Raw genomic sequence first — 22,906 nt, forward strand, 5'->3', positions numbered from 1 at the left:
CATGGAAAGCACGTCTTCAAGGTGCGAGTCGCCGCCCGAGCGGGCGCCCGCGCACGACGCCGAAGGTCAGCCACGACCCCTGCACAGCGTGGCGTCGGTGGACCGGTGGGTGGCCCGGCGCAGCGTGGCCGCGCTGGTGTTCGCCTATATCCGAGGCGACTTCCGCGGCCCGGCTTCGATGGCGGTGATCCACTGGCTCAGGCAGTGGTGGCGGGGCGGCAGCTCGTGACCGGTTGCGGGCGCGCGCAGGCCGCATGACCAGCGCGCCTTGACATCGTCTTGACGATTCCTTACTTTTCCAGAAAACGTAAGGAGTCGATGATGACATCGGAGGCCACCCTGACCTCGAAAGGTCAAGTCACCTTGCCCAAGGAACTGCGGGTCAGCCTCGGGCTGGAGGCGGGCGCCAAGCTCAGCTTTTCTCAGCTGAGCGACGGCACGGTGGTGATGCGGGTCAAGCATCGCAAGCTCAGCGAATCGGCCGGGATGCTGACGCGGCCTGGACAACCGTCGGTGCCTTTGAGGGACCTGCGCCGGTGACCGTTGGCATCGCCATCGACACCAACGTGCTGGTTCGCTGGCTGGTGCGCGACGACCCGGCCCAGTTCAAGGCCGCCAGCCGCTTGATGGCCGTGGCCGAAGAGGGTGGCGTGCCGGTGATGCTGCTGTTCGGCGTGATGCTGGAGACGGAGTGGGTGCTGCGCTGCCGTTACAGGATCGACAAGGGCGCGATCGTCCGCGCCTTCACGCAGCTGCTGGAGACCGACGGACTGCAGCACGAGGACGAGGCCGCGCTGGAAGAGGCCTTGTTTCGCTGGAAGGAATCCAAGGCCGGCTTCACCGACTGCATGCTGGCCGCCAAGGCCGGGCTGCTCCGCCGGCAGCTCTTCATGACATTTGACCCGGCCGCAGCCCAACTGCCTGGCGCGCAACTGCTGCGCTGAAGCAGCTGGTCAGTGGGCGTTGCGCTGCACTGCGTTCATGCCCTGCGCCTGAACTTCGAGCACAACGCCAGGTGCTTTGTCGACCCCGTGCCCGACGGCTAGCCCCGGCGCAGCCCGATGCGATGCTCCCGCTCGTGCTGTTCAGCACCTCACACATGTCAGGCAGCGGGTAGTCGCAGTGCTGCGCGTCGCGCCCGCTTCAGCCGCCTGGTGGGCGTGGCGCCGATGGAGTACCTGCTCGGGTGGCGCATTCACCCGCCATGTCGGCCAACCGCCGGAAGCCGTTCCTTGAGGCCGCTGTTGTGGGCCAGATCCGGGTCTGCCATCAGCGCGCCACGAGCCCGCACCAGGTCTGGATGTGTCGCGCCATCACCGTGGCCACCCGCTGCATGCTCGCCAGCTCCACCGCTTCGTCCAGGCCGTGGATGGCGCGGGCCACCGGCCCGTAGTTGGTCACCGGCAGGTCGGTGCCCAGCGCAAAGTGGCGCCCGTCGGTGGTGGCGGTGCAGGCCAGTGTCTCGGGTGGGCGGCCGTGGACCTCCGCATGGGCCTGGGCCAGGGCCTGCAGGGGCGGGCTGTCGAGGTCGTACACGCAGCCGGGCGCCTGGAAGCCCGCGCGCCCGAACTGCACGCGCAGGCCGTCATCCAGGCGCGCGGCGCAGGCGCGGATGCGCTCTTCCACCTGTTGGCGCACATCGGCCGGGTCCTGGCCGGGGTAGAAGCCCACGCGCAGGTGCAGGGTGCAGGTGCACGGCACCGACGAGGTCCATTCGCCGCCCTCGATGCGGCCGAGGTTGATGTTGATCGGCTGCGCCACGTCGCGGAATTCGGGTGGCCGGGCCTGGGGTTCGTTCCACGCCTGCTGCAGCCGGCGCAGGTCCTGCAGCACCTCGTAGGCCGCCTCGATCGGGTTGAGGCCGCTGCGCATGTAGCCCACGTGCGCCGGCCGGCCGGTGAGCGTGGCCTGCAGCCACAGCACACCCACCTGGGCGCGCATCAGGGTCTCGCCAAAGGGCTCGGGGATGATCACCGCATCGAAGTCGGTCAGCCGCGCCCGGGCCAGCGACTGCCGCAGCGCATGCACCGTGGCCAGCGTGCCGTTGCCGGTGTTTTCTTCATCGACCACCGCATTGAAGCCCACGATGCCCGCCGGTTGCCAGCCCAGCTCGGCCAGCGCTTTGTAGGCGGCCAGCGCGCACACCAGGCCGCCTTTCATGTCGCCGGCGCCGCGGCCCTGCAGCCAGCCGTCCACCACGCGCGGTTCAAACGGCGGGTGCTGCCACAGCGCCTCGGGTCCGGCGGGCACCACGTCCAGGTGGCCGTTGAACAGCAAAGAGCGGCCACGCGGCCGGTCTTCAGCGCCGTCGTCATGGCCGGGCGGCAGGTGCCGGGCCAGCAGGTTGTCGCGGCCTCCGTCCGGATCGCACGGGCAGGAGAACAGCGGCAGCCCTTCGAGCTGCCGGCTGTCGAGGCGGATGCGTTCGGGTACCAGGCCGAGTGCACGCAGCTGCGCTTCGAACACGTCCACCGCGGGTTGCTCGGCGCCCGACAGGCTGGGCGCGGCCACCAGCTCGCTCAAGGTCTGCACCATCCAGGGTAGCAGCGCCTGCACGGCGCCTTGCAGTTGCGCCACGTCGGGCAGCGGGCGGTGGGGCTGGCTCATCGCATGGCCTCCGCCAGGGCCTGGTCCAGCATCTGCACCAGCTGCTGCGCATGCGCAGGCTCGAACACCAGTGGCGGGCGAATCTTCAGGGTGCTGGCGGCCTCGCCGGTGGCCGACACCAGCACGCCCAGTTCGCGCATGCGGTTGACCACCTGCCGGGCGATGTCGGGGGCCGGCGAGTGCCTGTCCTGCGGCTGCACCAGGTCGAAGCCGATGAACAGGCCCGCGCCGCGCACCGCCCCTGCGCAGGCATGGCGCCGACCCAGCTCGGCCAGCGAGGCTCGCAGGTCGCTGCCCAGGCGGGCGGCACGCGCCTGCAGGCCTTCGTCCTGCAGAACGTCGAGCACGGCCAGCGCGGCCGCCATGGCCACCGGGTTGCCGCCGAAGGTGTTGAAGTAGCGGCAGCGGGCCGCGAACGGCGCCAGCACGTCGCGGCGCAGCGCGACCGCGGCCACCGGATGGCCGTTGCCCATCGGCTTGCCCATGGTCACGATGTCGGGCACCAGGGGCACCGTCCTGCTGCCATGTCGGGCAAAGCCCCAGAAGGCGTCGCCGGTGCGGCAGAAGCCGGCCTGCACCTCGTCGGCGATGTACAGGCCGCCGGCCGCGCGCATGGCCTGCACCGCCGGCGCCAGAAAGCCGGCGGGGTCGGTCCACACACCGTCGCTGGACAACACGCCGTCGATCAGCAGGGCCGCCGGCTTCATGCCGTGCAGCGCCAGGTCGTCGATGGCCGCCTGCACCGAGCGCGCGAATGCGGCGCCCGCGGTGGCCACGTCCGGCACCGGCTCACCGGCGCGCTGGGGCGCCTGGAAGGGCAGGTCCACGGTGCGCACCCGTTCGCCCAGCTGCATGCCGGCGCCCAGCGAGGGCGATGCCTCGGCCGTGGACTCCGTGACGCCGTGATAAGCCCAACGGGTCACGATCAGGCCTTGTGCGCCGGTGGCGGCCCGGGCGATGCGCAGCGCCAGGTCGTTGGCCTCGCTGCCGGTGCAGGTGAACATCACCTGGTCGACTTCGGCGGGCAGCGTGGCCAGCAGTCGCTCGGCGCAGTCCAGCACCGTGTCGTGCAGGTAACGGGTGTGGGTGTTCAGCCGCGCGGCCTGCGCGGCGATGGCCTGCACCACCCGCGGGTGGCCATGGCCCACGCTGGCCACGTTGTTGTAGGCGTCCAGGTAGCGGCGGCCGTCGGCATCGAACAGCCACACGCCTTCGCCGCGCACCGGGTGCAGCGGCTGGTCGTAGAACAGCCGGTAGGCAGGCCCGAGCAGGCGCTGTCGGCGGGCCAGCAGGTCACGGGCATCGGGGGCGGCGGGCGGCAGTGGGGTCATGGGCATGGGGCTCACAGTCGGCAGGCGGCGTGCAGCGCCTCGCGCGCATGCCGGGTGGTGATGTCGGCGCAGGCATGCAGCCGCGCCCAGGACACCGCGTTGTTGCGCATCAGGTAGGCCGCCTGCTGCGGCTGGCGTGCGGCGCGCCAGCTGCTGATGGCCACCACCATGGCCAGCCGCGCCTGCACCAGCGGCCACAGCAGGTCGAGTTCCAGCGGCTGCAGCGGCGCCACCCGGTGGTAGGCGGCGGCAAAGCCGGCCACGGTGGCCAGCGCATCGCCGTCAGGCTCGAGCTGGTAGGCCGCGGCCACGGCCAGGTCGTTGACGCGGGGCGCGGCCAGCATGTCGCCGAAGTCCAGCACGCCGCACAGGCGCTGCGGATCCTGCGGGTCCACCAGCAGGTTGTGGATGTTGAAGTCGTTGTGGATCGGCTGCCGGGGCAGCTGGCCGAGCTGCGACCGGGCATCGGCCTCGAACACCGCCAGCGCCGCCAGCGCGCATTGCCGCTGGCCGGTGTCGGGCAGGGCCTGCAACAGGCTGCGCACCTGCTGGGCGCGCGAGATGTCCCAGGGCAATGCCAGCGCAGCGGCAGGGTGCGACAGCCCGGCCAGCGCCTGGTCCAGGCGCGCCAGCAGCGCGGCCACGCTGTCGCGCTGGCGGGCGCGGCCGTCGGCGTCCATCCGGGCCAGCGGCATCGGCAAGCCTTCCAGCCAGCTGATCAGCCGCAGCACCCGCGGCCGGCCGTCGGGCGCCCGCGCCGTCGCGGCCGGCTCGCCGGCCCGCGTGGGCGCCAGCCGCTGCACCGGCAGCTCGGGGGCCTGGCGGGCCAGGTGCAGCAGGGCCTGCGTCTGGAAGTCGGTGACCACCGGCGGCTCCACCGGATGCGACACCTTCACCAGCCACTGGCCACCGTCCGCCAGCCGCAGGCGGTGGTTGACGTCACGCTCGCCGGAGAGCGGCTGCAGTTCGCCGGCCACGCCCCAGTGGCGCTGCAGATGGTCGGCCACCCAGTCGGGCGGCACGGGCGCGGCTTCGGCGGCCAGCACGGCGGCCTCGGGGCGGGCATCGAAGGGCAGGTCGTCGTCGGAGGGAGGCAAAGGCATGGCAGGCGATGTCAGGCGGCGGCCAGGAAGCCACGCAGGGCGCTGCGCAGGTTGGGGCCGAGGTCGTCGGACAGGTAGCCGCCTTCCTGCACCAGCAGCGTCGGCAGGCCCAGCCGGGCGATGTCGCCGAGCAGGTCGGCAAAGGCGGCGGTGCTGAGGGCCAGCGCCTGGTAGGGGTCGCGCTCATGGGCGTCCAGGCCCAGCGCCACCACCAGCGCACCCGGGGCGTAGTGGCGGATCTGCTGCAAGGCGCCGGCCAGTGCCTGGCGGTAGGCGGCATCGCCGGTGCCGCGCGCCAGCGGGATGTTGAGGTTGAAGCCCAGTCCGTCGCCCTCGCCACGCTCATGCGCGTGGCCGGTGAAGAAAGGCGTGCAGAAGTGCGGGTCGCCATGCAGCGACACCGTGAGCACATCGCGCCGCCGCCAGAACACGCCCTGCGTGCCATTGCCATGGTGCACGTCGATGTCCAGGATGGCGACCCGTGCATGCCGCTCGCGCAGCACCTGCGCCGCGATGGCCGCGTTGTTGAGGTAGGTGAAGCCGTTGGCCCGGTCGGCGTAGGCATGGTGCCCGGGCGGCCGGCACAGCGCGTAGGCCGCACGCTCACCTTGCAGCAGCAGGCGTGCGCCGTGGGTGGCGCAGTGGGCCGACCACAGCGCCGCCTGCCAGGTGTGCCGCCCCAGCGCACAGGCCATGTCGCCCAGGTGGTAGCCGGCCTGGCCTACCAGGCTGTCGGGGTAGGTGAAGGGCTGGCCCGGAAACGGGTGCACGTTGGGCAGCACCTCGTCCGAAGCCTGGGGCAGGGCCTGCCAGCGTTCCCACGCGGTGGCCAGGAAGTGCAGGTACTCGGGCGTGTGGATCGCCGCGCGCGGGCCCGGCCCGAAATCCTCCGGCTCCAGCGGCTGCAGGCCTGCAGCCTGGGCGGCCTGCAACAGGCGGTCGGCCCGCTCGGGCTGCTCGTTGCTGCGCTGGAAGCGGCCGCGCACGATGAACTGCTGGGGGTCGTGCCCGCGGTGGTGGGGGCTGTGGATGACGTGCATGCGGCTTCTGGAGGTGCGGGCGTGGAAGGGATTCGGGGCGGTCAGCCGGTGGCTTCGGGGCCGGCGCCGCACAGGGCGCGCACATGCTCCAGGGCCACGTCGAGGTGGTAGCGCAGCGCGGCGCAGGCCGCTTCCGCGTCGCGCGCGGCCAGGGCCCGGGCGATGGGTCGGTGCGTGTCGGCCAGGCTGGCGATGTCGCCGTAGGTGTCTTCGGTGAGGGCCAGGAACAGCTGCACCTCGTGGCTCAGCTGCTGGTACAGGCGCTGCAGGTACTCGTTGCCCGACAAGGCCACCAGCCGCTTGTGAAAGCCCAGGTCCAGCGCCACCCGCTCGGCGCGGCTCAGGCTGACGGCACGCGCCACCATCGCGTCGACCTCCGGCTCCAGCTGGGCCAGGGCCTCGTCCGAGGCCTGCTGGCACACCAGCCGGCAGGCCATCAGCTCCAGCTCGATGCGCACCTGGTACAGGTCTTCCACCTGGCGTGCCGTGAACTCGCGCACCGCAAAGCCATGGCCGCGGCGCGCCACCAGCAGGCCGGCGCTTTCCAGGCGGCGTGCCGCTTCGCGCACCGGCGCGCGGCTGATGCCCATCTGGCGGGCCACCTCGGCTTCGACGATGCGCTCGCCCGGGGCGATGCGGCCATTGAGGATGGCGGTGCGCAGCTGGGTTTCGACCACCGCCACCAGGTCGGGCATCTGGATGGAGAGAAAGGGGCTGGCGGAGTCGTGGGTGTCGAAGGTCGTCGTCATGTCTGCGGTGCAGGAAGGTGTCGGGCGCGGGCCAGCCACACGCCGGCCAGCGCGATCAGGCCGATGCCGGCCAGCGCGGGTCCGTCGGGCGTGCGGCCGAACCACCAGGCGCTGATCATGACCGCCATCAGCAGTTGCAGGTAGTTCAAGGGGGCCAGCGTGGCCAGCTCGGCACGCCGGAAGGCCGCCAGCAGCAGCAGCTGGGCCGCGCCGCTCACGAAGCCGCCAGCCACCAGCAGGCCGAAGGCCGCAGCGCCCGGCCAGGGCGGCAGCGGACCGAACAGCATCGGCAGCGAGGTCACCGCCAGGCACACCACCGCCATGTACGAGAACTGCACCGGCGCCGGCACCCGGCCCGACAGGCGCCGCGTGAGCAACTGGAAGAGGGCATAGCAGACGGCGGCCACCGCCATCAGCGTGGTGCCTGTCCAGGGCAGGCTGCCTCCCGGCCGCACGATGCACAGCATGCCGGCAAAGCCCAGCCACACCGCGGCCCACTCGGCGCGCCGCACCGGCTCGCCCAGCATCCAGGGCGACAGGGCCACCATCAACAGCGGCGCGGTGAAGTAGATGGCCGTGGCCTCGGCCAGCGGCATGGTCACCAGCGCCGTCATGAAGCAGGTGGCCACCACGCCCAGCATCAGGCTGCGGGCCAGCAGCAGCCGCTGGTGAGGTGCCCGCCACAGCCGCCACTGGCCGTGCCGCAGCAGCACCGCCAGCGCCATGCTGCACACGGCGACATAGCGGCCCAGGTTCACCAGCGCGGGCGGATGCACCGCCACCATGTGCTTGGCGAAGGCATCGTAGGCGGCAAAGCCGGCCAGCGCCAGCAGGAAGCAGCCAACGCCCTGGGCGCGCCGCGCAGCAGCGGTGCGGCCGTTCATGGGCGCTGCCGCCCCGCCACGCCGGCCTGCTGCAGCAGCGTGTCCAGCAGCACGTCGGCCCCGGCGGCCAGGTGGGCCGGATCGGCGTCCTCGGCCTCGTTGTGGCTGATGCCGTCCTTGCAGGGCACGAAGATCATCGCGGTGGGCACCACGCGGGCCATGTACACGGCGTCGTGGCCGGCGCCGGTGACGATGTCCTGGTGGGCATGGCCGCGTGCCGCCGCATGGGCGCGTACCCGCGCCACCAGCGCGGGGTCGAAGGGCGTGGGCGCAAAGGCCTGCACCTCGTGCAGCTGCACCGTCAGCCCGGCGTCGGGCCGGTCGACCAGGGCTCGCAGGCGTTGCTCCATCACGTCCAGCACCGGGGTTTCCTGGTGGCGCAGGTCCACTGTGAAGTGCACCCGGCCCGGGATCACGTTGCGCGAGTTGGGGTGCACCTGCACCTGGCCGACCGTGGCGCGGCCATGCGGTGCGAAGGCCGGGTCATGGCCGATGGCCAGCACCTGGTCGATCAGCCGCGCCGCGCCGCGCAGCGCGTCGCGACGCAGCGGCATGGGCGTCGGGCCGGCATGCGCTTCCTGGCCCTGCACCACCACGTCGTACCAGCGCAGCCCCAGCGAGCCCGTCACCACACCCACCACCTGGCGGCCTGCCTCCAACACCGGCCCCTGCTCGATGTGGGCCTCGATGTAGCAGCGCGGTTGCACGCTGCCGATGGGCTCGCCGCCGCCATAGCCGATGGCCTGCAGCTCGTCACGCACACTGAGCCCGGCCAGGTCGGTGGCGGCCAGCGCCGTCTCCAGCGGAAACACGCCGCAGTGCACCCCCGAGCCCATCATCACCGGCACGAAGCGGCTGCCTTCTTCGTTGGTCCAGATGACCAGGGCCAGCGGTGCCTCGGTCTCGATGCCGCGTTCCTGCAGGCAGCGCATCACCTCCAGCCCCGCCAGCACGCCGTAGCAGCCGTCGAACTTGCCGCCGGTGGGCTGGGTGTCGATGTGGCTGCCGGTGGCCACCGGCGCATCGCTGCCGCTGCGGCCCGGCCGCACGCCGAAGATGTTGCCCACGGCGTCCACCCGCACCTGCAGGCCGGCTTCGCGCATCCAGCGCACCAGCAGGTCGCGGCCCTGGCCGTCGAGTGCCGTCAACGCCAGGCGGGCGTTGCCACCGGCCGGCGTGGCGCCGATGCGGGCGAGCTCCATCAAGGAGGCCCACAGGCGGTCGGCGTTGATCGAGAAGCCGCAGGTGGGGCAGTCGGGCATGTCGGGCTCTGGTTGAAGGGCTGCTGTGGTCTTGTTCATGCGGTGGCCACACCCAGGCCCTGCAGCAGCGCGCGCAGGCCCGGTGCCAGCACGTCGACCTGGTAGCCGCCTTCCTGCACCACCACGGTGGGCAGGCCCAGCGCACGCACCCGCTCGCCGATGGCGCGGTAGGTCGAGAAGTCGAAGCGCAGCACGCTGATCGGGTCGTCGCGGTGGGTGTCGAATCCCAGCGCCAGCACCAGCGCGCGCGGGCGGTGGTCGGCAATGGCCTGGCAGGCTTGGTCAAGCGCCGAAAGGAACTCGGCTTCGCCGCTGCCATGGGCCAGCGGCAGGTTGAGGTTGCAGCCTTCACCTTCGCCGGCGCCGCGCTCATCGGCGTAGCCGGTGTAGAAGGGGTAGTAGGCCGCCGGATCGGCATGGGTGCTGGCGGTGAACACGTCGCCGCGCTCCCAGAAGATCTGCTGCGTGCCGTCGCCGTGGTGGGCATCGACGTCGAGCACGGCCACGCGCCCCCAGGCGGCGGCCAGCTGCTGCGCGGCCACGGCACTGTTGTTCACGTAGCAGAAGCCGCTGGCCCGGTCGGCATGGGCATGGTGGCCCGAAGGACGGCACAGCGCATAGGCCGTCGGCGCGCCGGCCAGCACGGCCTGGGCCGCGGCTTGCGCGGTGTGGGCGGCGCGCAGCACGGCCCGCCAGGTGTGTGGGCCGATGGGGCAGGCCAGGTCGCTGATGTACCAGCCCGTCTGCGGCACCAGCGCGGTGGCAGGGCAGGGCGGTCGGACGGTGCCGCCGGTGTGCCAGCGCATGTGCGGGTAGGGCGACAGGTTGGGCAGCACTTCGGGGCCGGGCTCCACGCCTGCGGCGCCAGGGGCGCTGAGCTGCTGCCAGCGCGGCCAGGCCGTTTGCAGGTAGTCGAGGTAGGCCGGGCTGTGCACCGCCTCCAGTGCGGCACGGCCGGCCTCGGGCGGGCACTCGGGCGGCAGGCCGAGCTGCTGCAGCGTGCGGCACAACGCCTCGGCGCGGGCCGGCACGTCGGCCGGCCTGTGCAGGCGGCCCAGCCGCATGAACTGCTGCGGCACATGCAGCAGCTGGTCGGGGCAGAAGAAGGCTTTCATGCCGCCGCCTCGAAGCGGTCGAAGGCGCGGTGCAGCCGCTCGAACAGGCTGGCCAGTTCTTCCACGCTGATGATCAGCGGCGGGCACAGGGCCACCGTGTCGCCCATGGCACGCACGATCAGCCCTTCTTCCTGCGCCAGCGCCGCCAGGCGGGCGCCCGCCTTGGCCGCGGTTGGATAAGGCTCGCGGGTGATGGAATCGGCCACCAGGTCGATGGCGCCGATCAGGCCGACGCCCCGCACCTCGCCGACCACGCTGCGCTCGGCAAAGCCCCGCAGCGCCGCCTGGAAGCCCGGTGCCAGCGCCTGCACCCGCTGCACGATGCCTTCGTCCTCATACACGCGCAGCGTCTCGAGGGCCACCGCCGCCGCCACCGGGTGGCCCGAGTAGGTGTAGCCGTGGCCGAAGCTGCCGATGCGCTGGCTGTTGGCGGTGAGCGTGTCGTTGATGCGGTCGTTGACCATCACCGCCGAGATCGGCACATAGCCGGAAGACAGCGCCTTGGCGCAGGTGAGGATGTCGGGCCGCAGGCCGAAGGTCTGGCTGCCCCACATCTGACCGGTGCGGCCGAAACCGCAGATCACTTCGTCGGCGATGAGCAGCACCTGGTGGCGTTGCAGCACGGCCTGGATCTTCTCGAAGTAGGTCGGCGGTGGCACCACCACGCCTCCGGCACCCATCACCGGCTCGGCGATGAAGGCCGCCACGGTGTCGGGCCCTTCTTCGCGGATGCGGGCGTCCAGCTGCTCGGCCAGCCGGGTGGCGAAGGCCTCGGGGCTTTCGCCGGGCAGCGCGCCGCGGCCGTGATGCGGGCAGTCCACATGCAGCATGCGGGGCAGCGGCAGGTCGAAGTCCGCATGGTTGGCCGGCAGGCCGGTGAGCGAGGCACTGGCCACCGTCACGCCGTGGTAGGCCCGCTGGCGTGCCAGGATCTTCTTCTTGCGCGGCAGGCCCAACGCATTGAAGTGGTACCACACCATCTTGACCGCGGTGTCGTTGGCCTCCGACCCCGAGTTGGCGAAGAAGACGCGTGCCATGGGCACCGGCGCGAGCGACTTCAGGCGCGCGGCCAGCTGCGCCACCGCCGGGTTGGATCGGTGGTTGAACGTGTGGTAGTAGGGCAGCGTCTGCAGCGCCTGGGTGCCTGCGGCCACCAGCCGCGGGTGGCTGAAGCCCAGCGACGCGCACCACAGGCCCGACATGCCTTCGATGTAGCGGCGGCCGGCATGGTCGATCACATGCACGCCGTCGCCGCGCTCGATCATCAGCGGGCCGACGTCGGCATGGGCCGCGGCATTGGTGTACGGGTGCAGGTGGGCCTGGACGTCCAGGCCGTGCAGATCTTGGGGGGTGGTCATGGGCGGGGATGGGTTCGGGCTGTGTCAGTAGCCGCGGTGGCGGTCGACGGCCACCTGGGCGGCCTGACCGGCGCGCACGGCCGCCAGGTTGGCCAGGGTCTGGCGGGCGATCGCCTGCGGCGCGGTGCGGGTGGCGATGTGCGGCGTGACGAGGATGCGCGGATGGCCCCAGAACGGGTGCGCGGGCGGCAGCGGCTCGCAACGAAAGGCGTCCAGCGTCGCGGCGCCGAGCTGGCCGCTGTCCAGCGCCGCCAGCAGGTCCGCGTCCACCACATGGTCGCCGCGGCCGACGTTGATCAGGTGCGCACCACGGGGCATCTGGCTGAACCAGCGGGCATCCAGCAGGTCGCGGGTCTGGGGCGTCAGGGGCAGCAGGTTCACCAGCGTGTCGCAGCCGGCCAGGAACTCGGCGCGGGCGGCCTCGCCGTGGTACAGCTCAACGCCCTGCGGCGCAGGCCGGCCATCATCGTGGCGGCGCCAGCCGCGCACGCTGTAGCCCAGCGCTGCCAGGCCCTCGGCGCAGGCCCGGCCCAGGGTGCCGAAGCCGGCGATGCCCACCCGGTGCTCGCGCGGGGGCTGCACCGGGGGCTCCTGCCACAGGGCCTGCTGCGCGCTGTGCACGCAGTCGGCCATGCAGCGCTGGCGGTGCACCACCGCCCAGGCCACATAAGCCCGCATGCCGGCGGCCATGTCGGGGTCGACGATGCGGCACAGCGGCAGCGCCGGCAGCTGCGGGTCGGCGGTCATGTGGTCGATGCCGGCGCCCACCGACTGCAGCAGCTGCAGCCGTGGCATGCGGGCCAGCAGCCCCGGCGGGGGCACCCAGCACACGGCGGCGTCGATGTCGTCCAGCGGCCCGAGGTCGGGCTGCAGCCGCAGGTCGATGCCGGGGCAGGCGGCCCGGAAGGCCGGCACCAGGTAGGCCATGTCGATGGTGGCGCTCAGCAGCGCCACCACCGGCGGCCGGTCGCCCGGCACGGCGCTCATGCCGCCGCCTCCAGCCGGGGCACCGCGTCGATCAGCGCGCGGGTGTAGGCATGCTGCGGCGCCTGCAGCACCTGTGCGGCCGGGCCGTGCTCGACGATGCAGCCGCGCTGCATCACCGCGATCTCGTCGCACATCTCGCCGGCCACCCGCAGGTCGTGGGTGATGAACACCATCGCCAGCTGGAAGCGCTCGCGCACCTCGGCAAACAGCTTGAGCACTTGCGCCTGCACCGACACGTCGAGCGCGCTCACCGGCTCGTCGGCGATCAGCAGCTCGGGCTGCATCGCCAGGGCGCGCGCGATGCAGATGCGCTGGCGCTGCCCGCCGGAGAACTCATGCGGAAAGCGGTCGGCCGCCTCCGGCCCCAGGCCCACCAGGGCCAGCAGCTCGGCCACACGCGCATGGGCTTCGGCGCGCGGCACGCCTTGCGCCAGGGGCCCCGCCGCCAGCGCCGCACCGATGCGCTGGCGCGGGTTGAGCGAGGCATTGGGGTCCTGGAACACCATCTGGATGCGGCCGCCGGCCTGGCGCATCAGGCTGGCGCCGGGCAGCAGGCTGCGGCCCTTGAAGAGGATGCGGCCACTGTCGAAGCCGGACAGTCCCACCAGGCAGCGCCCCACGCTGCTCTTGCCGGAGCCCGACTCGCCCACGATGCCCAGCGTCTGGCCCCGGCGCAGCCGGAAGCTCACGTCCTTGGCCGCCTGCACGCTGCGGCCGCGGTTGAACAGTCCACGGCCGGTGACGTGGGTCTTGCACAAGTCCTGCACCTGCAGCACGTAGGGGGCGTCGTCCTGCGCGGCCGGTGGGCGCACCCGCCCGCTGGGAATGGCGGCGATGAGCTGGCGCGTATAGGCATGGCCGGGCGCGCGCAGCACCTGGGCTGCGCTGCCCTGTTCCACCACCACGCCGTGCTGCATCACCACCACGTCGTCCGCAATCTCCGACACCACGCCGAAGTCGTGGGTGATGAACAGCACCGCCGTGCCGCGCCGCTGCTGCAGCTCGCGGATCAGGCGCAGGATCTGCGCCTGGGTGGTGACGTCCAGCGCGGTGGTCGGCTCATCGCAGATCAGCACGGCCGGCTCCAGCAGCAGGGCGCAGGCGATCATCACGCGCTGGCGCTGCCCGCCGGACAAGCGGAAGGGGTAGCTGTCCACCAGCAGCTCGGGCTCGGGCAGACCCACGTCGGCCAGGGCCGCCACGATGCGCTGGCGCTTGGCCGCCGCCGGCATGCGCTCGTGCGCGTCGATCACTTCGGCCAGCTGGTCGCCGATGCGCATCACCGGGTTGAGCGCCGTCATGGGTTCCTGGAACACCATGCCGATGCGCCGGCCGCGCAGCGTGCGCCACTGCGACTCGTCCAGCGTCAGCAGGTCGTGGCCGTCGAACAGCACCCGGCCACCCACCGGCGCCACGGCCGGGACCGGCAGCAGGCCCATCAGCGCATTGGCGATCATCGACTTGCCGGAGCCGGACTCACCGACCACGCAGGTGGTGCGACCGCGGCGCAACACCAGGCTGGCACCGCTCACGGCCAGCGGCCGGTCTGCGCCAGCCGGCAGGCGGATGTCGAGCTGCTCGACCTGCAGCAGCGCTGGGGCCGAGGCTGCCGCCGAGGGCTCGGCCGAGGCGACGGTGGGGGCCACCGGATGGCCCGCATCGAGGAGGCTGCTGGTCATCGCGTTCTTCCTTCCGCACGGGCGTTGAGGCCGTCGTTCAGGCCTTCGCCCACCAGGTTCAGGGCCAGCACCGTCAGCACGATGGCCAGGCCCGGGAACACCGCCATCCACCAGGCCTGGCGCAGCACGGTGCGGGCGCTGCCCACCATGTAGCCCCAGCTCATCTGGTTGGGGTCGCCCAGGCCCAGGAAGCTGAGGCTGGACTCCAGCAGGATGGCCGTGGCCACCATCAGCGAGGCCATCACGATGATGGGCGACGCCGCGTTGGGCAGGATCTGGCCGACGATGATGCGCGGCGTCGACAGGCCCGCCAGCTGGGCCGCAGCCACGAAGTCGCGCTGGCGCAGCGTGAGGAATTCGCCGCGGACCAGGCGGGCCACCGGCGGCCACGACACCAGCGCGATGGCGGTGACGATGGACGCCACCGAGGGCTGGAAGATGGCCACCAGCACGATGGCCAGCGCGAAGCTGGGCACCGCCTGGAACAGCTCGGTGAAGCGCATCAGGGTGGCGTCCACCCAGCCGCCGAAGTAGCCGGCCACGGCGCCGATGGTCACGCCGATCAGCAGCGCCGCCAGCGTGCTGACGACGCCGATGAGCACCGAGATGCGGGCACCGCTGACCACGCCGGACAGCACGTCACGGCCCATGGTGTCGGTGCCCAGCGGCACGTCGGCCTCGGCCAGCGGCGCGAGGAACGGCTGCTGCACCATGTCCCAGGGATCGTGCGCACTGAGCAGCGGGCCGGCCAGCACCAGCAGGGCGACGGCGGCCAGCACCACCAGGCCGGCGAGGGCGCCCTTGTTGCGGCGGAAGCGGCGCCAGAAGCCGCTGGACGAAGGGGTGCGGGGCGGTGCGGTCATCACTGCAGCTCGATGCGCGGATCGACCAGCGTGTAGACGAGGTCGGTCAGCAGGTTGAAGAGCACCGCCATGCCTGCGGTGACGAGGAAGCAGCCGAGCAGCAGGTTGTAGTCGCGCTGCAGCAGGGCATCGAACATCAGGCGCCCGATGCCGGGCCAGGCGAAGACGGTTTCCGTGAGCACCGCGCCGCCGATCATGCTGCCGGCCTGGATGCCTGCCAGCGTGACCACCGGCAGCAGCGCATTGCGCAGCACATGGGCGCGCAGGATGCGCCCCGGCGCCACGCCCTTGGCCCGGGCCGTCTTCACGAAGTCCATCTGCGCCACCTCACGCATGGTGGCGCGCGTCATGCGGGCATACACGGCCATGTAGAACAGCGCCAGCGTGAGCGCCGGCAGCACCAGGTGCTGCAGGCCGTCCCACACCCGGGCCCATCCGCTCAGGTCGGCCCCCACGGTCATGAAGCCGAAGGCGGGCAGCCAGTCCAGGTGCACCGAGAACACCAGCACTGCCATCATCGCCAGCCAGTACAGGGGCGTGGCATAGAACAGCAGCGCGACCACGGTGATGCCGCTGTCCACCCAGGTGCCGCTGCGTTGCGCCGCCATCGCGCCCAGGGCGACGCCGAAGGCCAGCGACAGCACGAAGGCGCTGCCGGTGAGCAGCAGCGTGGCCGGCAGCCGCTCCAGGATGAGCGACAGCACCGGCGACTGCTGGCGGTACGAGAAGCCCAGGTCGCCCTGCAGCACATGGCCCAGGTAGCGCTGCAGCTGGGTGCCCAGCGGCTGGTCGAGGCCGAACTGCGCACGCAGCTGGGCCACGAACTGCGCGTCGGAGGCACCGGCCTCGCCGGCGATCACCGCCACCGGATCGCCCGGCGCGGCGCGCACCAGCATGAAGTTGATGGTGGCGATCAGCACCAGGGCCAGCAGGCCCTGGGCGATGCGCGTGAGCATGTACTGAAGGCGCTTCATCTGGCGGCTCCGAGGCGGGCGGCGTGCGCCATCAACCCAGCCAGGCGCGGCTGATGCCGTCGTTCAGGCCGATGCCCGAGCTGATCGGGTTCTTCACCCTGCTGCGGTAGAGCGTCGGGAAGTTGATCTCGTGCAGCCAGGCCACCGGCACTTCCTCGAGCAGCAGCTGCTGCACCTCGAGGTAGGCCTTCTGGCGCGAGGCGGGATCGGCCGAGCGGGCCCCGGCTGCGAACAGCGCATCGACCCGCGGGTTGGAGTAGCCCTCCACGTTGTTGAAGGGCGAACCCTTGGCAATGTTGGTGCTGGTGTAGTTGCGGGCCACGCCCAGGGCCGGGTCGCCGTACTGGTACACGTAGGTGAAGGCCAGGTCGTAGTCCCACTCGTTCAGGCGCTGGTTCCAGCCCGCCACGTCGGTGGCCACCATCTCGATCTTGATGCCGGCCTGGGTGAGGCCCTGGCGCACGATCTCGGCCTGGCGTTGCCAGCTCTCGCCGTAGGGCAGCGGCAGCAGGCGCAGTGTCTCGCCCTTGTAGCCGGATTCGGCCAGCAGCTGTTTGGCCTTGGCCAGGTCGCGCGGGTACTGGCGCACCTTGTCGCTGTGGTACTTGATGGCGCTGTTGAAGGGGCCGGTGGCCGGCTTGGCATAGCCGTACCAGGCGATCTTGGCCATGGCCTCGCGGTCGATGGCATGCATCACCGCCTGCCTGAACTTGACGTTGTCCATCGGCGCCTTGCGGTGGTTGATCCACAGCCACGAATGCGGCGAGAAGAACTCCCAGCCCTTGGTGGTCACGGCCACGCCGGGCAGCTTGGCCAGGCGCTGCACGTCGAAGTACTCCACCGAGCCGCCGGGGGCGATGTCCACCTTGCCGGACTCGAACGCGGCGGCGCGCGCGGCCGCGTCGGGAATCACGTGGTAGTACACCTTCTCGATCAGCGGCAGGTTGGCCACGTGGTAGTCGGGGTTGGCCTCGATCAGGATGTAGGAGCCCTTGGCCCATTCCTTGAAGCGGTAGGGGCCGGTGCCCACCGGGCGCGCGTTGTTGGGGTTGGACAGGAAGTCGGTGCCTTCGTACAGGTGCCGGGGCACCATCGGCATGGTGCCGTTCTCGAACATGCCCAGGAACGGCCCGAAGGGGTACTTGAGCTTGAACTCCACCGTCAGCGGGTCCAGTGCCTTGATGCTCTCGACCGCCTCCAGGTTGCCGCGCAGCCGGGCGTGCGTCTTGCGCAGGAAAACGTCCACCGAGAACGCCACGTCCGCCGACGTGAACGGCTTGCCGTCGTGCCACTTGACGTTGGGCTTGAGCTTGAAGGTGTAGGTCTTGCCGTCGGCGCTGGCGGTCCAGCTGGTGGCCAGCTGGGGCTGCGGGTCCAGCTTCTCGTCGTAGCGCAGCAGGCCTTCGTAGATGTTCCCGGCGATCAGCTGGGTGGGGCCGTTCTGCACGATGCCCATCATCAGCCCCGGCGGCTCGGGTTGCACCAGCACGTTGAGCGTGCCGCCTTTGCGGTCCTGCGCCAGCAGTTCCAGCGGCACCCCGGCGATGGTGAGGCCCAGGCTGCCAGCTCCCAGTTTGATCAGGCGGCGACGTTGCATTTCAAGCTTCCTTCCATGAGACAGAACCGAACGGAGGACCGCGCCGCCTTGCGGCGCGGGCTGCAGCCAGGGCTGCGGTGGGCGAGCGAGGGCGGCGCCTCAGGCGCGCCAGTGCGGGGTGGCCTGGGGGGCTTCCAGGCGCTTGAGCAGCGAGCGCCACTCCCGCGCATGCGGATCGGCATGGCCGGGCAGTCGATTGGTGTCGCCGCTCTCGTACTGGCGGGCGGTCAGCTCGGCGACTTCCGGCGACACCGGATGCACGGCCTGGCCGCTGGCCTGGATGGCCAGCTGCACGCGGCAGGCGCGCTCCAGGTTGTGCATCAGGATGAAGGCCTCGGCCACCGAGCGGCCCAGCGTCACCAGCCCGTGGTTGCGCAGCACCAGGGCGCGCAGGCTGGGGCCCAGGTCGGCCACCAGGCGCTCGCGTTCCGCATGGTCCAGCGCGATGCCTTCGAAGTCGTGATACGCCACCCGGTCGTGGAACTGCAGCGCCCACTGGTTGCAGGGCTGCAGGCCGCAGGCCAGCGAAGACACGGCCACGCCGGCCACCGTGTGCGTGTGCACCACGCAAGCCGCGTCATGCCGGGCGGCATGAACCGCACTGTGGATGGTGAAGCCGGCGGGGTTGACGTCGTGGTCGGTGGGCTCGATCACGCGGCCTTCGAGGTCGATCTTGACCAGCGACGAAGCGGTGATGTCGCGAAACAGCATGCCGAACGGGTTGATGAGGAACTGGCCGTCCGTGCCCGGCACGCGGGCCGAGATGTGGGTGTAGATGCCGTCGTCCAACCCGAAATGCGCCACCAGCCGGTAGGCGGCGGCCAGGTCCTCGCGCACGGTGCGCTCGGCAGCGGTGATTCCCATCTTTGCTCCTTGACTGTCGGCTGTCGACACTCGACAGGACGCACAGCAGAAGCCAGAAGCGTGCCAACGCTAAGGCACGGCCATGGTGCGCTGCTGTAGAGACGGGGAGGGGGAGTGGTCGCGCCTTCAGCGCGGGATCGCCACCCGGGTGCGCTGCAGGCGCAGCGGACGAGATCGGGTGCGTGGTGGCCTGCCCACCAGGAATCGAACCTGGAACCCCCAGCTTAGAAGGCTGGTGCTCTATCCAGTTGAGCTATGGGCAGCGAGGGCGCGATTCTAGGCGTCGGCGCTGTCGTTCTTGCGGGCGCCGCGGATGTTCATCGCGGCCAGGCAGAACTGCAGCACCAGCAGCGCCCAGGCCTGGGTGTGGAAGCCCCAGGTCACCCATAGCAGGTTGCTCAGCAGGAAAAGCCAGAACCCGAGCTTGCGCTTGCGCTGGGTGAGCGAGGTCACCAGCCAGGAGGCGGCCACGGTCGCCACCATGGCCGGCCACTGGATCGCGTCCAGCAGGGGGGTCCAGTCTTCCATCGTCTTGTCCTTGCACGGCCATGTTGTGTATGGGTGCGGGCAGGGCAAACCGTGGGCCTCCCCTTGGCTGGGCAAGTGAGCGCGCTCAGCCGCGCGTCTTGTACTGCTCGCTGCCAAACAGCATCTGCCGCGCCTTGTCGTCCACCAGCGGCTTGCGGCGGTCGGCCAGCACCTCCACGCCGCGCTGCACCGCGGGGCGGGCGCCGATCTCGTCGAACCAGCCTTTGAGGTGCGGGTAGTCGTTCCAGTCGATGCCCTGGTTCTTCCAGCTGCGCAGCCACGGGAACACCGCCATGTCGGCGATGCTGTAGTGCGGCCCGGCCAGGTAGGTGCTCTTGGCCAGGCGCTTGTCCATCACGCCGTACAGGCGCTTGGCCTCGTTGGTGTAGCGGTCGATGGCGTAGCCGATCTTCTCGGGCGCATAGATGCGAAAGTGGTGGGCCTGGCCCAGCATCGGGCCCACGCCACCCATCTGGAACATCAGCCACTGCAGCACGTCGTACTTGCCGCGGGTGTCCTCAGGCAGGAAGCGCCCGGTCTTGCCAGCCAGGTACAGCAGGATGGCGCCGGATTCGAAAACCGAGTATGGCTGGCCGTCGGGCCCGTCCGGGTCGGTGATGGCCGGGATCTTGTTGTTGGGGCTGATGGCCAGGAAGTCGGGCTGGAACTGGTCGCCGGCGCCGATGTCGATCGGGTGGGCGCGGTAGGGCAGGCCGCACTCTTCCAGCATGATGTGGACCTTGTGGCCGTTGGGCGTGGGCCACGAATACACTTCGATCATCCGCAAGTCTCCTCGTTCCAGGGTGCCGCGACTCTAGAACACACCGCCCGCCGCGGCCTTCCTCGTGCCCACATTCCCATGTTCCAGACCTTGAAGCGCCTGCTGTCCGGTGGCGTCGACCAACCCGGCTGGGCCGCCGTGGCCAGCTGGGCCGACTCGGCCGGCCATGCCTTCAAGCGCGCGCGCGATGGCAGCGGCTTCGTCATCGAATCCGGCGTGCCCGCGCAAGGCTGGCGGCTGGAGTGGGGCCCTTCGCAACGCGGCTACCTGCCCGGCCAGGAACTGCGCCTGCGCGGCGACTTGAAGGGCGGCCAGGACCTGCAGATGATGATCGTCTCGCGCCAGCTGATGGAGGCGCTGGAAAAGCAGGTGTTCGAGCAGTTCACCGAAGGCCTGCAGACCCGCGTGGACACCGAGGCGCCCGAAGAAATGCGCTGGCTGGTGCTCTACCCCAAGGCGCCGCAGATCGATTCCAAGCTGCTCAAGGAAGCTTTCGGCACCGTGGCCAACAGCACCACCGCCATCGAGCAGTGGCTGGTCGGCCCGCTGTCGGGCCGGCTGCTGGAAGCGCGTGGCCAGTGGCTGGCGGCCAGCGATCCGCTGCTGCTGATCGCGCAGCGCGGCCGGCTGACGATGCGCACCGCCATGGCCGAGCCCGACGCCACGCGGCTGCGCGCGCTGGTGGGCCTGTTTGAAACCGCGCTGCGCGAAGGCCGCCGCGCGGCCGAACTGTGGACCACCTCGGCCCACGCCAGCACGCAGCCCAGCCTCTTCAGCAGCGGCAGTGCGCCCGACTCGGGCCTGGGCAGCAACGGCTGACCCGCCCGGCGCGCCGCGCGCGCTTGACGCTCAACCCACCGCGCCGGCGCGCTGCGCAAAGCGCCAGCCGATCTCGGCCAGCGGCCGTGCGGCGGCGGCCTGCAGGCGCGCCTCGTCGCTGGCGGCGGTGCCGTCTTCCACCCGCTTGGCGATGCCTTGCAGGATGGCCGCGATGCGGAACAGGTTGTAGGCCAGGTAGAAGTGCCAGTCTGCCCGCAGGGCCTGCAGGTCGCTGCGGCCGGTGCGCTCTCCGTAGCGGCGCAGGTAGGCGTCTTCATCGGGAATGCCCAGCGCGGCCAGGTCCAGCCCTTCGATGCCGCGGCCCACGGTGTGCGGGATGTGCCAGCTCATCATGTGGTAGCTGAAGTCGGCCAGCGGATGGCCCAGCGTGCTCAGCTCCCAGTCCAGCACCGCCAGGATGCGCGGCTCGGTGGGGTGGAAGATCACGTTGTCCAGCCGGTAGTCGCCATGCACCACGGCCACTTCCGATTCGTCGCGCGCACCGGCCGGAATGTGGGCAGGCAGCCAGGCGATCAGCTTGTCCATCGCTTCGATCGGCTGCGTGACGGAGGCCTGGTACTGCCGGCTCCAGCGGCCGATCTGCCGCTCGAAGTAGTTGCCGGGCTTGCCATAGCTTTCCAACCCGGCCGCCCGCACGTCCACCGCATGCAGCGCCGCGATCACGCGGTTGAGCTCGTCGTAGTGGGCGGCGCGTTCGGCCGGCTGCATGCCGGGCAGCGACTGATCCCACAGCACCCGGCCGGGCACGAAGTCCATCAGGTAGAAGGCGCGGCCGATCACCGATTCGTCCTCGCACAGCAGGTGCATGCGCGGCACCGGCACGTCGGTGGCGGCCAGTGCGCTCATCACCCGGTATTCACGTTCGATGGCATGGGCCGAAGGCAGCAGCCGGGCCACCGGGCCGGGCTTGCTGCGCATCACGTAGCTGCCGGTGGGCGTGACCAGTTGGTAGGTGGGGTTGGACTGCCCGCCCTTGAACTGCTGCACCGTGATCGGGCCCTGCAGCGCGGGCAGGTGCAGCGCCAGGTACTGCTGCAAGGCGCCCAGGTCGAAGGCATGGCGCTCGCTGACGGCCTTGGTGCCGGTGAAGGCTTGCATGCGGGGTGTCTCCGTGTGTTGGTGGTGAGGTCCCAGGCGTGATACCGGCCGGCCAGGCAACGGCGCTCAGCGTTCCCAGAGGTGCAGCAGTTTCTCGCGCGAGAGCACCACCAGCCGCGTGGGCTCCACCCGCACCGCGCCTTCGCGCTCGAAGCCCTTGAGCTCCTGGTTCACCCGCTGGCGCGAGGCCCCCAGCAGCTGGGCCAGGTCTTCCTGCGCCAGCTGCAGGCTGATGCGGATCTCCTCGCCCTGCTCGATGCCGTAGCTCTTGGCCAGCAGCAGGATCTGCTTGGCCAGCCGGGCGGCCAGCGGGCGGGTGTTGAGGTCTTCGATCTGGTCGAACATCAGCCGCAGGCGGCGGCAGTTCAGGCGCAGCAGCGCGTCGTACAGCTCCACGTGCTGGGTCAGCAGCTCGCGGAAGTCGGGCTTGCGCACCTGCAGCACCGTGGTGGGGCCATGGGCATTGGCATCGTGGGTGCGGCCCAGGCCGTCGAAGAGGGCGATGTCGCCGAACCAGGTGCCGGGCTCCACGTAGGTCAGCGTGATCTGCTTGCCCGACAGCGAGACCGAGCTGACGCGCACCGCACCGGCGGCCACGCCGCACCAGTCGTCGGCCGGCTGGCCGCGTGTGGACAGCAGCGCGCCGTCGGCATAGCGGCGCACGTTGGCGCGGGCCAGGATGGCCTGCCGCAGGGGCAGCGACAGCCGGGAAAACCACGACCCTTGGTCGATGTTCTGTCGTTCGGCGGGGGTGAGGGCGGGGGTGAAAATCGGGGGGTTCATGGCATGTCCCTGAGGCGACAGCGATCATCGCCGGTCGCTGGGTATTGTCCACATACTGAAGTTTCTAAATGTCCGGAGACATGAGCATGGCCCCCATCCAGATCCCCAGCCTGCGCGGCACCGTGAGCGAGGCCGAATGGCAGGCCCGCGTCGACCTGGCCGCCGCCTACCGGCTGGTGGCCTTGTTCAAGTGGGACGACCTGGTGTTCACCCACATCAGCGCCCGCGTGCCGGGCACCGAAGACCAGTTCCTGATCAACCCCTACGGGCTGATGTTCGAGGAGATCACCGCCAGCAGCCTGGTCAAGGTCAACCAGGCCGGCGAGAAGCTGGAGGACTCGCCCTTCCCGGTCAACCCGGCCGGCTTCACCATCCACAGCGCCATCCATGCGGCGCGGCACGACGCGGCCTGCGTGCTGCACGTGCACTCGCTCAACGGCATCGCGGTGTCGGCGCAGAAGGG

The 22,906-nt window shown here is 70.9% G+C and carries 24 protein-coding genes and 1 tRNA gene; 5 read left to right on the forward strand and 20 right to left on the reverse strand.

Features of this window, described 5'->3' with window-relative positions; genetic code table 11:
* The 3 genes from ABNT58_RS10305 to ABNT58_RS10315 form a co-directional block, all read left to right on the forward strand.
* Nucleotides 1-229, forward strand: a 229-nt coding sequence (locus tag ABNT58_RS10305) for a hypothetical protein (protein WP_348753393.1), incomplete at its 5' end; no start/stop codon positions are given.
* Between the two features lie 50 nt (nucleotides 230-279).
* Nucleotides 280-540, forward strand: coding sequence for an AbrB/MazE/SpoVT family DNA-binding domain-containing protein (locus tag ABNT58_RS10310; protein WP_348753394.1), 261 nt, complete (start codon nucleotides 280-282; stop codon nucleotides 538-540).
* Nucleotides 537-944: a type II toxin-antitoxin system VapC family toxin gene (locus tag ABNT58_RS10315; protein ID WP_348753395.1), complete on the forward strand. Its 408-nt coding sequence runs from the start codon at nucleotides 537-539 to the stop codon at nucleotides 942-944. Before ABNT58_RS10310 ends, ABNT58_RS10315 begins: the two co-directional genes overlap by 4 nt.
* A 325-nt stretch (nucleotides 945-1,269) precedes the next feature.
* Here ABNT58_RS10315 and ABNT58_RS10320 read toward each other — a convergent pair whose 3' ends face one another.
* From ABNT58_RS10320 to ABNT58_RS10405, 18 genes are all read right to left on the reverse strand, one after another.
* Nucleotides 1,270-2,607, reverse strand: coding sequence for an ArgE/DapE family deacylase (locus tag ABNT58_RS10320; protein ID WP_348753396.1), 1,338 nt, complete (start codon nucleotides 2,605-2,607; stop codon nucleotides 1,270-1,272).
* Nucleotides 2,604-3,938 (reverse strand): aspartate aminotransferase family protein, encoded by a 1,335-nt coding sequence (locus tag ABNT58_RS10325; RefSeq protein WP_348753397.1) that lies wholly within the window; start codon nucleotides 3,936-3,938, stop codon nucleotides 2,604-2,606. The genes ABNT58_RS10320 and ABNT58_RS10325 overlap by 4 nt, the downstream gene beginning before the upstream one ends.
* 11 nt (nucleotides 3,939-3,949) lie before the next feature.
* Nucleotides 3,950-5,041 (reverse strand): phosphotransferase, encoded by a 1,092-nt coding sequence (locus ABNT58_RS10330; RefSeq protein WP_348753398.1) that lies wholly within the window; start codon nucleotides 5,039-5,041, stop codon nucleotides 3,950-3,952.
* 11 nt (nucleotides 5,042-5,052) lie between these two features.
* Nucleotides 5,053-6,081: a histone deacetylase family protein gene (locus ABNT58_RS10335; protein ID WP_348753399.1), complete on the reverse strand. Its 1,029-nt coding sequence runs from the start codon at nucleotides 6,079-6,081 to the stop codon at nucleotides 5,053-5,055.
* Nucleotides 6,082-6,122: 41 nt separating this feature from the next.
* The gene (locus tag ABNT58_RS10340) at nucleotides 6,123-6,830 is read right to left on the reverse strand and encodes a GntR family transcriptional regulator (protein WP_348753400.1); all 708 of its coding nucleotides are present in this window, start codon (nucleotides 6,828-6,830) and stop codon (nucleotides 6,123-6,125) included.
* Nucleotides 6,827-7,714 (reverse strand): DMT family transporter, encoded by an 888-nt coding sequence (locus ABNT58_RS10345; protein WP_348753401.1) that lies wholly within the window; start codon nucleotides 7,712-7,714, stop codon nucleotides 6,827-6,829. Before ABNT58_RS10345 ends, ABNT58_RS10340 begins: the two co-directional genes overlap by 4 nt.
* Entirely contained in the window at nucleotides 7,711-8,976 is a 1,266-nt protein-coding gene (locus tag ABNT58_RS10350; RefSeq protein ID WP_348753402.1) for a Zn-dependent hydrolase, read from the reverse strand. Before ABNT58_RS10350 ends, ABNT58_RS10345 begins: the two co-directional genes overlap by 4 nt.
* Before the next feature lie 35 nt (nucleotides 8,977-9,011).
* The gene (locus ABNT58_RS10355) at nucleotides 9,012-10,091 is read right to left on the reverse strand and encodes a histone deacetylase family protein (protein ID WP_348753403.1); all 1,080 of its coding nucleotides are present in this window, start codon (nucleotides 10,089-10,091) and stop codon (nucleotides 9,012-9,014) included.
* Entirely contained in the window at nucleotides 10,088-11,449 is a 1,362-nt protein-coding gene (locus tag ABNT58_RS10360) for an aminotransferase (protein ID WP_348753404.1), read from the reverse strand. Before ABNT58_RS10360 ends, ABNT58_RS10355 begins: the two co-directional genes overlap by 4 nt.
* A gap of 24 nt (nucleotides 11,450-11,473) precedes the next feature.
* On the reverse strand, nucleotides 11,474-12,436 hold the full coding sequence (locus ABNT58_RS10365; RefSeq protein WP_348753405.1) for a glyoxylate/hydroxypyruvate reductase A: 963 nt from the start codon (nucleotides 12,434-12,436) through the stop codon (nucleotides 11,474-11,476).
* Complete coding sequence (locus ABNT58_RS10370; RefSeq protein WP_348753406.1) at nucleotides 12,433-14,115, reverse strand: ABC transporter ATP-binding protein; 1,683 nt, start codon at nucleotides 14,113-14,115, stop codon at nucleotides 12,433-12,435. The genes ABNT58_RS10365 and ABNT58_RS10370 overlap by 4 nt, the downstream gene beginning before the upstream one ends.
* On the reverse strand, nucleotides 14,112-14,978 hold the full coding sequence (locus ABNT58_RS10375; RefSeq protein WP_348753407.1) for an ABC transporter permease: 867 nt from the start codon (nucleotides 14,976-14,978) through the stop codon (nucleotides 14,112-14,114). Before ABNT58_RS10375 ends, ABNT58_RS10370 begins: the two co-directional genes overlap by 4 nt.
* Nucleotides 14,978-15,952 carry an ABC transporter permease gene (locus ABNT58_RS10380; RefSeq protein WP_348753408.1) on the reverse strand — a complete coding sequence of 325 codons (975 nt, stop codon included), beginning with the start codon at nucleotides 15,950-15,952 and terminating at the stop codon, nucleotides 14,978-14,980. The genes ABNT58_RS10375 and ABNT58_RS10380 overlap by 1 nt, the downstream gene beginning before the upstream one ends.
* 31 nt (nucleotides 15,953-15,983) lie before the next feature.
* Complete coding sequence (locus ABNT58_RS10385; protein WP_348753409.1) at nucleotides 15,984-17,549, reverse strand: ABC transporter substrate-binding protein; 1,566 nt, start codon at nucleotides 17,547-17,549, stop codon at nucleotides 15,984-15,986.
* Nucleotides 17,550-17,648: 99 nt separating this feature from the next.
* Nucleotides 17,649-18,443, reverse strand: a complete 795-nt coding sequence (locus ABNT58_RS10390) for a class II aldolase/adducin family protein (RefSeq protein ID WP_348753410.1) — start codon at nucleotides 18,441-18,443, stop codon at nucleotides 17,649-17,651.
* Nucleotides 18,444-18,599: 156 nt separating this feature from the next.
* Nucleotides 18,600-18,676: transfer RNA gene (locus tag ABNT58_RS10395), tRNA-Arg, on the reverse strand.
* A 13-nt stretch (nucleotides 18,677-18,689) separates the two neighbouring features.
* On the reverse strand, nucleotides 18,690-18,941 hold the full coding sequence (locus ABNT58_RS10400; protein ID WP_348753411.1) for a hypothetical protein: 252 nt from the start codon (nucleotides 18,939-18,941) through the stop codon (nucleotides 18,690-18,692).
* 85 nt (nucleotides 18,942-19,026) lie between these two features.
* Nucleotides 19,027-19,722, reverse strand: a complete 696-nt coding sequence (locus ABNT58_RS10405; RefSeq protein WP_348753412.1) for a glutathione S-transferase C-terminal domain-containing protein — start codon at nucleotides 19,720-19,722, stop codon at nucleotides 19,027-19,029.
* Between the two features lie 78 nt (nucleotides 19,723-19,800).
* Between ABNT58_RS10405 and ABNT58_RS10410 the strand changes: the two genes are divergently transcribed.
* A complete protein-coding gene (locus tag ABNT58_RS10410; RefSeq protein WP_348753413.1) occupies nucleotides 19,801-20,541 on the forward strand; it encodes a hypothetical protein in 741 nt (246 codons plus the stop codon).
* A gap of 30 nt (nucleotides 20,542-20,571) precedes the next feature.
* On the opposite strand, the gene ABNT58_RS10415 is transcribed toward ABNT58_RS10410, so the two are convergent.
* Together ABNT58_RS10415 and ABNT58_RS10420 are read right to left on the reverse strand one after the other, a co-directional pair.
* Entirely contained in the window at nucleotides 20,572-21,660 is a 1,089-nt protein-coding gene (locus ABNT58_RS10415; protein ID WP_348753414.1) for a phosphotransferase family protein, read from the reverse strand.
* Nucleotides 21,661-21,726: 66 nt separating this feature from the next.
* Nucleotides 21,727-22,431: a Crp/Fnr family transcriptional regulator gene (locus ABNT58_RS10420; protein ID WP_348753415.1), complete on the reverse strand. Its 705-nt coding sequence runs from the start codon at nucleotides 22,429-22,431 to the stop codon at nucleotides 21,727-21,729.
* A 98-nt stretch (nucleotides 22,432-22,529) separates the two neighbouring features.
* Here ABNT58_RS10420 and ABNT58_RS10425 point away from each other — a divergent pair.
* A partial coding sequence (locus ABNT58_RS10425) for a class II aldolase/adducin family protein (protein ID WP_348753416.1) occupies nucleotides 22,530-22,906 on the forward strand: 377 nt, incomplete at its 3' end.

It is taken from the genome of uncultured Aquincola sp., assembly GCF_964001545.1.
Taxonomy (GTDB): domain Bacteria; phylum Pseudomonadota; class Gammaproteobacteria; order Burkholderiales; family Burkholderiaceae_C; genus Aquincola.

Coding starts and splice junctions, on each gene's coding strand:
- ABNT58_RS10320 (WP_348753396.1), bottom strand. CDS start 2,607: ATGAGCCAGCCCCACCGCCCGCTGCCCGACGTGGCGCAACTGCAAGGC.
- ABNT58_RS10365 (WP_348753405.1), bottom strand. CDS start 12,436: ATGAGCGCCGTGCCGGGCGACCGGCCGCCGGTGGTGGCGCTGCTGAGC.
- ABNT58_RS10340 (WP_348753400.1), bottom strand. CDS start 6,830: ATGACGACGACCTTCGACACCCACGACTCCGCCAGCCCCTTTCTCTCC.
- ABNT58_RS10405 (WP_348753412.1), bottom strand. CDS start 19,722: ATGATCGAAGTGTATTCGTGGCCCACGCCCAACGGCCACAAGGTCCAC.
- ABNT58_RS10370 (WP_348753406.1), bottom strand. CDS start 14,115: ATGACCAGCAGCCTCCTCGATGCGGGCCATCCGGTGGCCCCCACCGTC.
- ABNT58_RS10410 (WP_348753413.1), top strand. CDS start 19,801: ATGTTCCAGACCTTGAAGCGCCTGCTGTCCGGTGGCGTCGACCAACCC.
- ABNT58_RS10355 (WP_348753403.1), bottom strand. CDS start 10,091: ATGAAAGCCTTCTTCTGCCCCGACCAGCTGCTGCATGTGCCGCAGCAG.
- ABNT58_RS10330 (WP_348753398.1), bottom strand. CDS start 5,041: ATGCCTTTGCCTCCCTCCGACGACGACCTGCCCTTCGATGCCCGCCCC.
- ABNT58_RS10345 (WP_348753401.1), bottom strand. CDS start 7,714: ATGAACGGCCGCACCGCTGCTGCGCGGCGCGCCCAGGGCGTTGGCTGC.
- ABNT58_RS10400 (WP_348753411.1), bottom strand. CDS start 18,941: ATGGAAGACTGGACCCCCCTGCTGGACGCGATCCAGTGGCCGGCCATG.
- ABNT58_RS10350 (WP_348753402.1), bottom strand. CDS start 8,976: ATGCCCGACTGCCCCACCTGCGGCTTCTCGATCAACGCCGACCGCCTG.
- ABNT58_RS10360 (WP_348753404.1), bottom strand. CDS start 11,449: ATGACCACCCCCCAAGATCTGCACGGCCTGGACGTCCAGGCCCACCTG.
- ABNT58_RS10380 (WP_348753408.1), bottom strand. CDS start 15,952: ATGAAGCGCCTTCAGTACATGCTCACGCGCATCGCCCAGGGCCTGCTG.
- ABNT58_RS10385 (WP_348753409.1), bottom strand. CDS start 17,549: ATGCAACGTCGCCGCCTGATCAAACTGGGAGCTGGCAGCCTGGGCCTC.
- ABNT58_RS10415 (WP_348753414.1), bottom strand. CDS start 21,660: ATGCAAGCCTTCACCGGCACCAAGGCCGTCAGCGAGCGCCATGCCTTC.
- ABNT58_RS10375 (WP_348753407.1), bottom strand. CDS start 14,978: ATGACCGCACCGCCCCGCACCCCTTCGTCCAGCGGCTTCTGGCGCCGC.
- ABNT58_RS10335 (WP_348753399.1), bottom strand. CDS start 6,081: ATGCACGTCATCCACAGCCCCCACCACCGCGGGCACGACCCCCAGCAG.
- ABNT58_RS10325 (WP_348753397.1), bottom strand. CDS start 3,938: ATGACCCCACTGCCGCCCGCCGCCCCCGATGCCCGTGACCTGCTGGCC.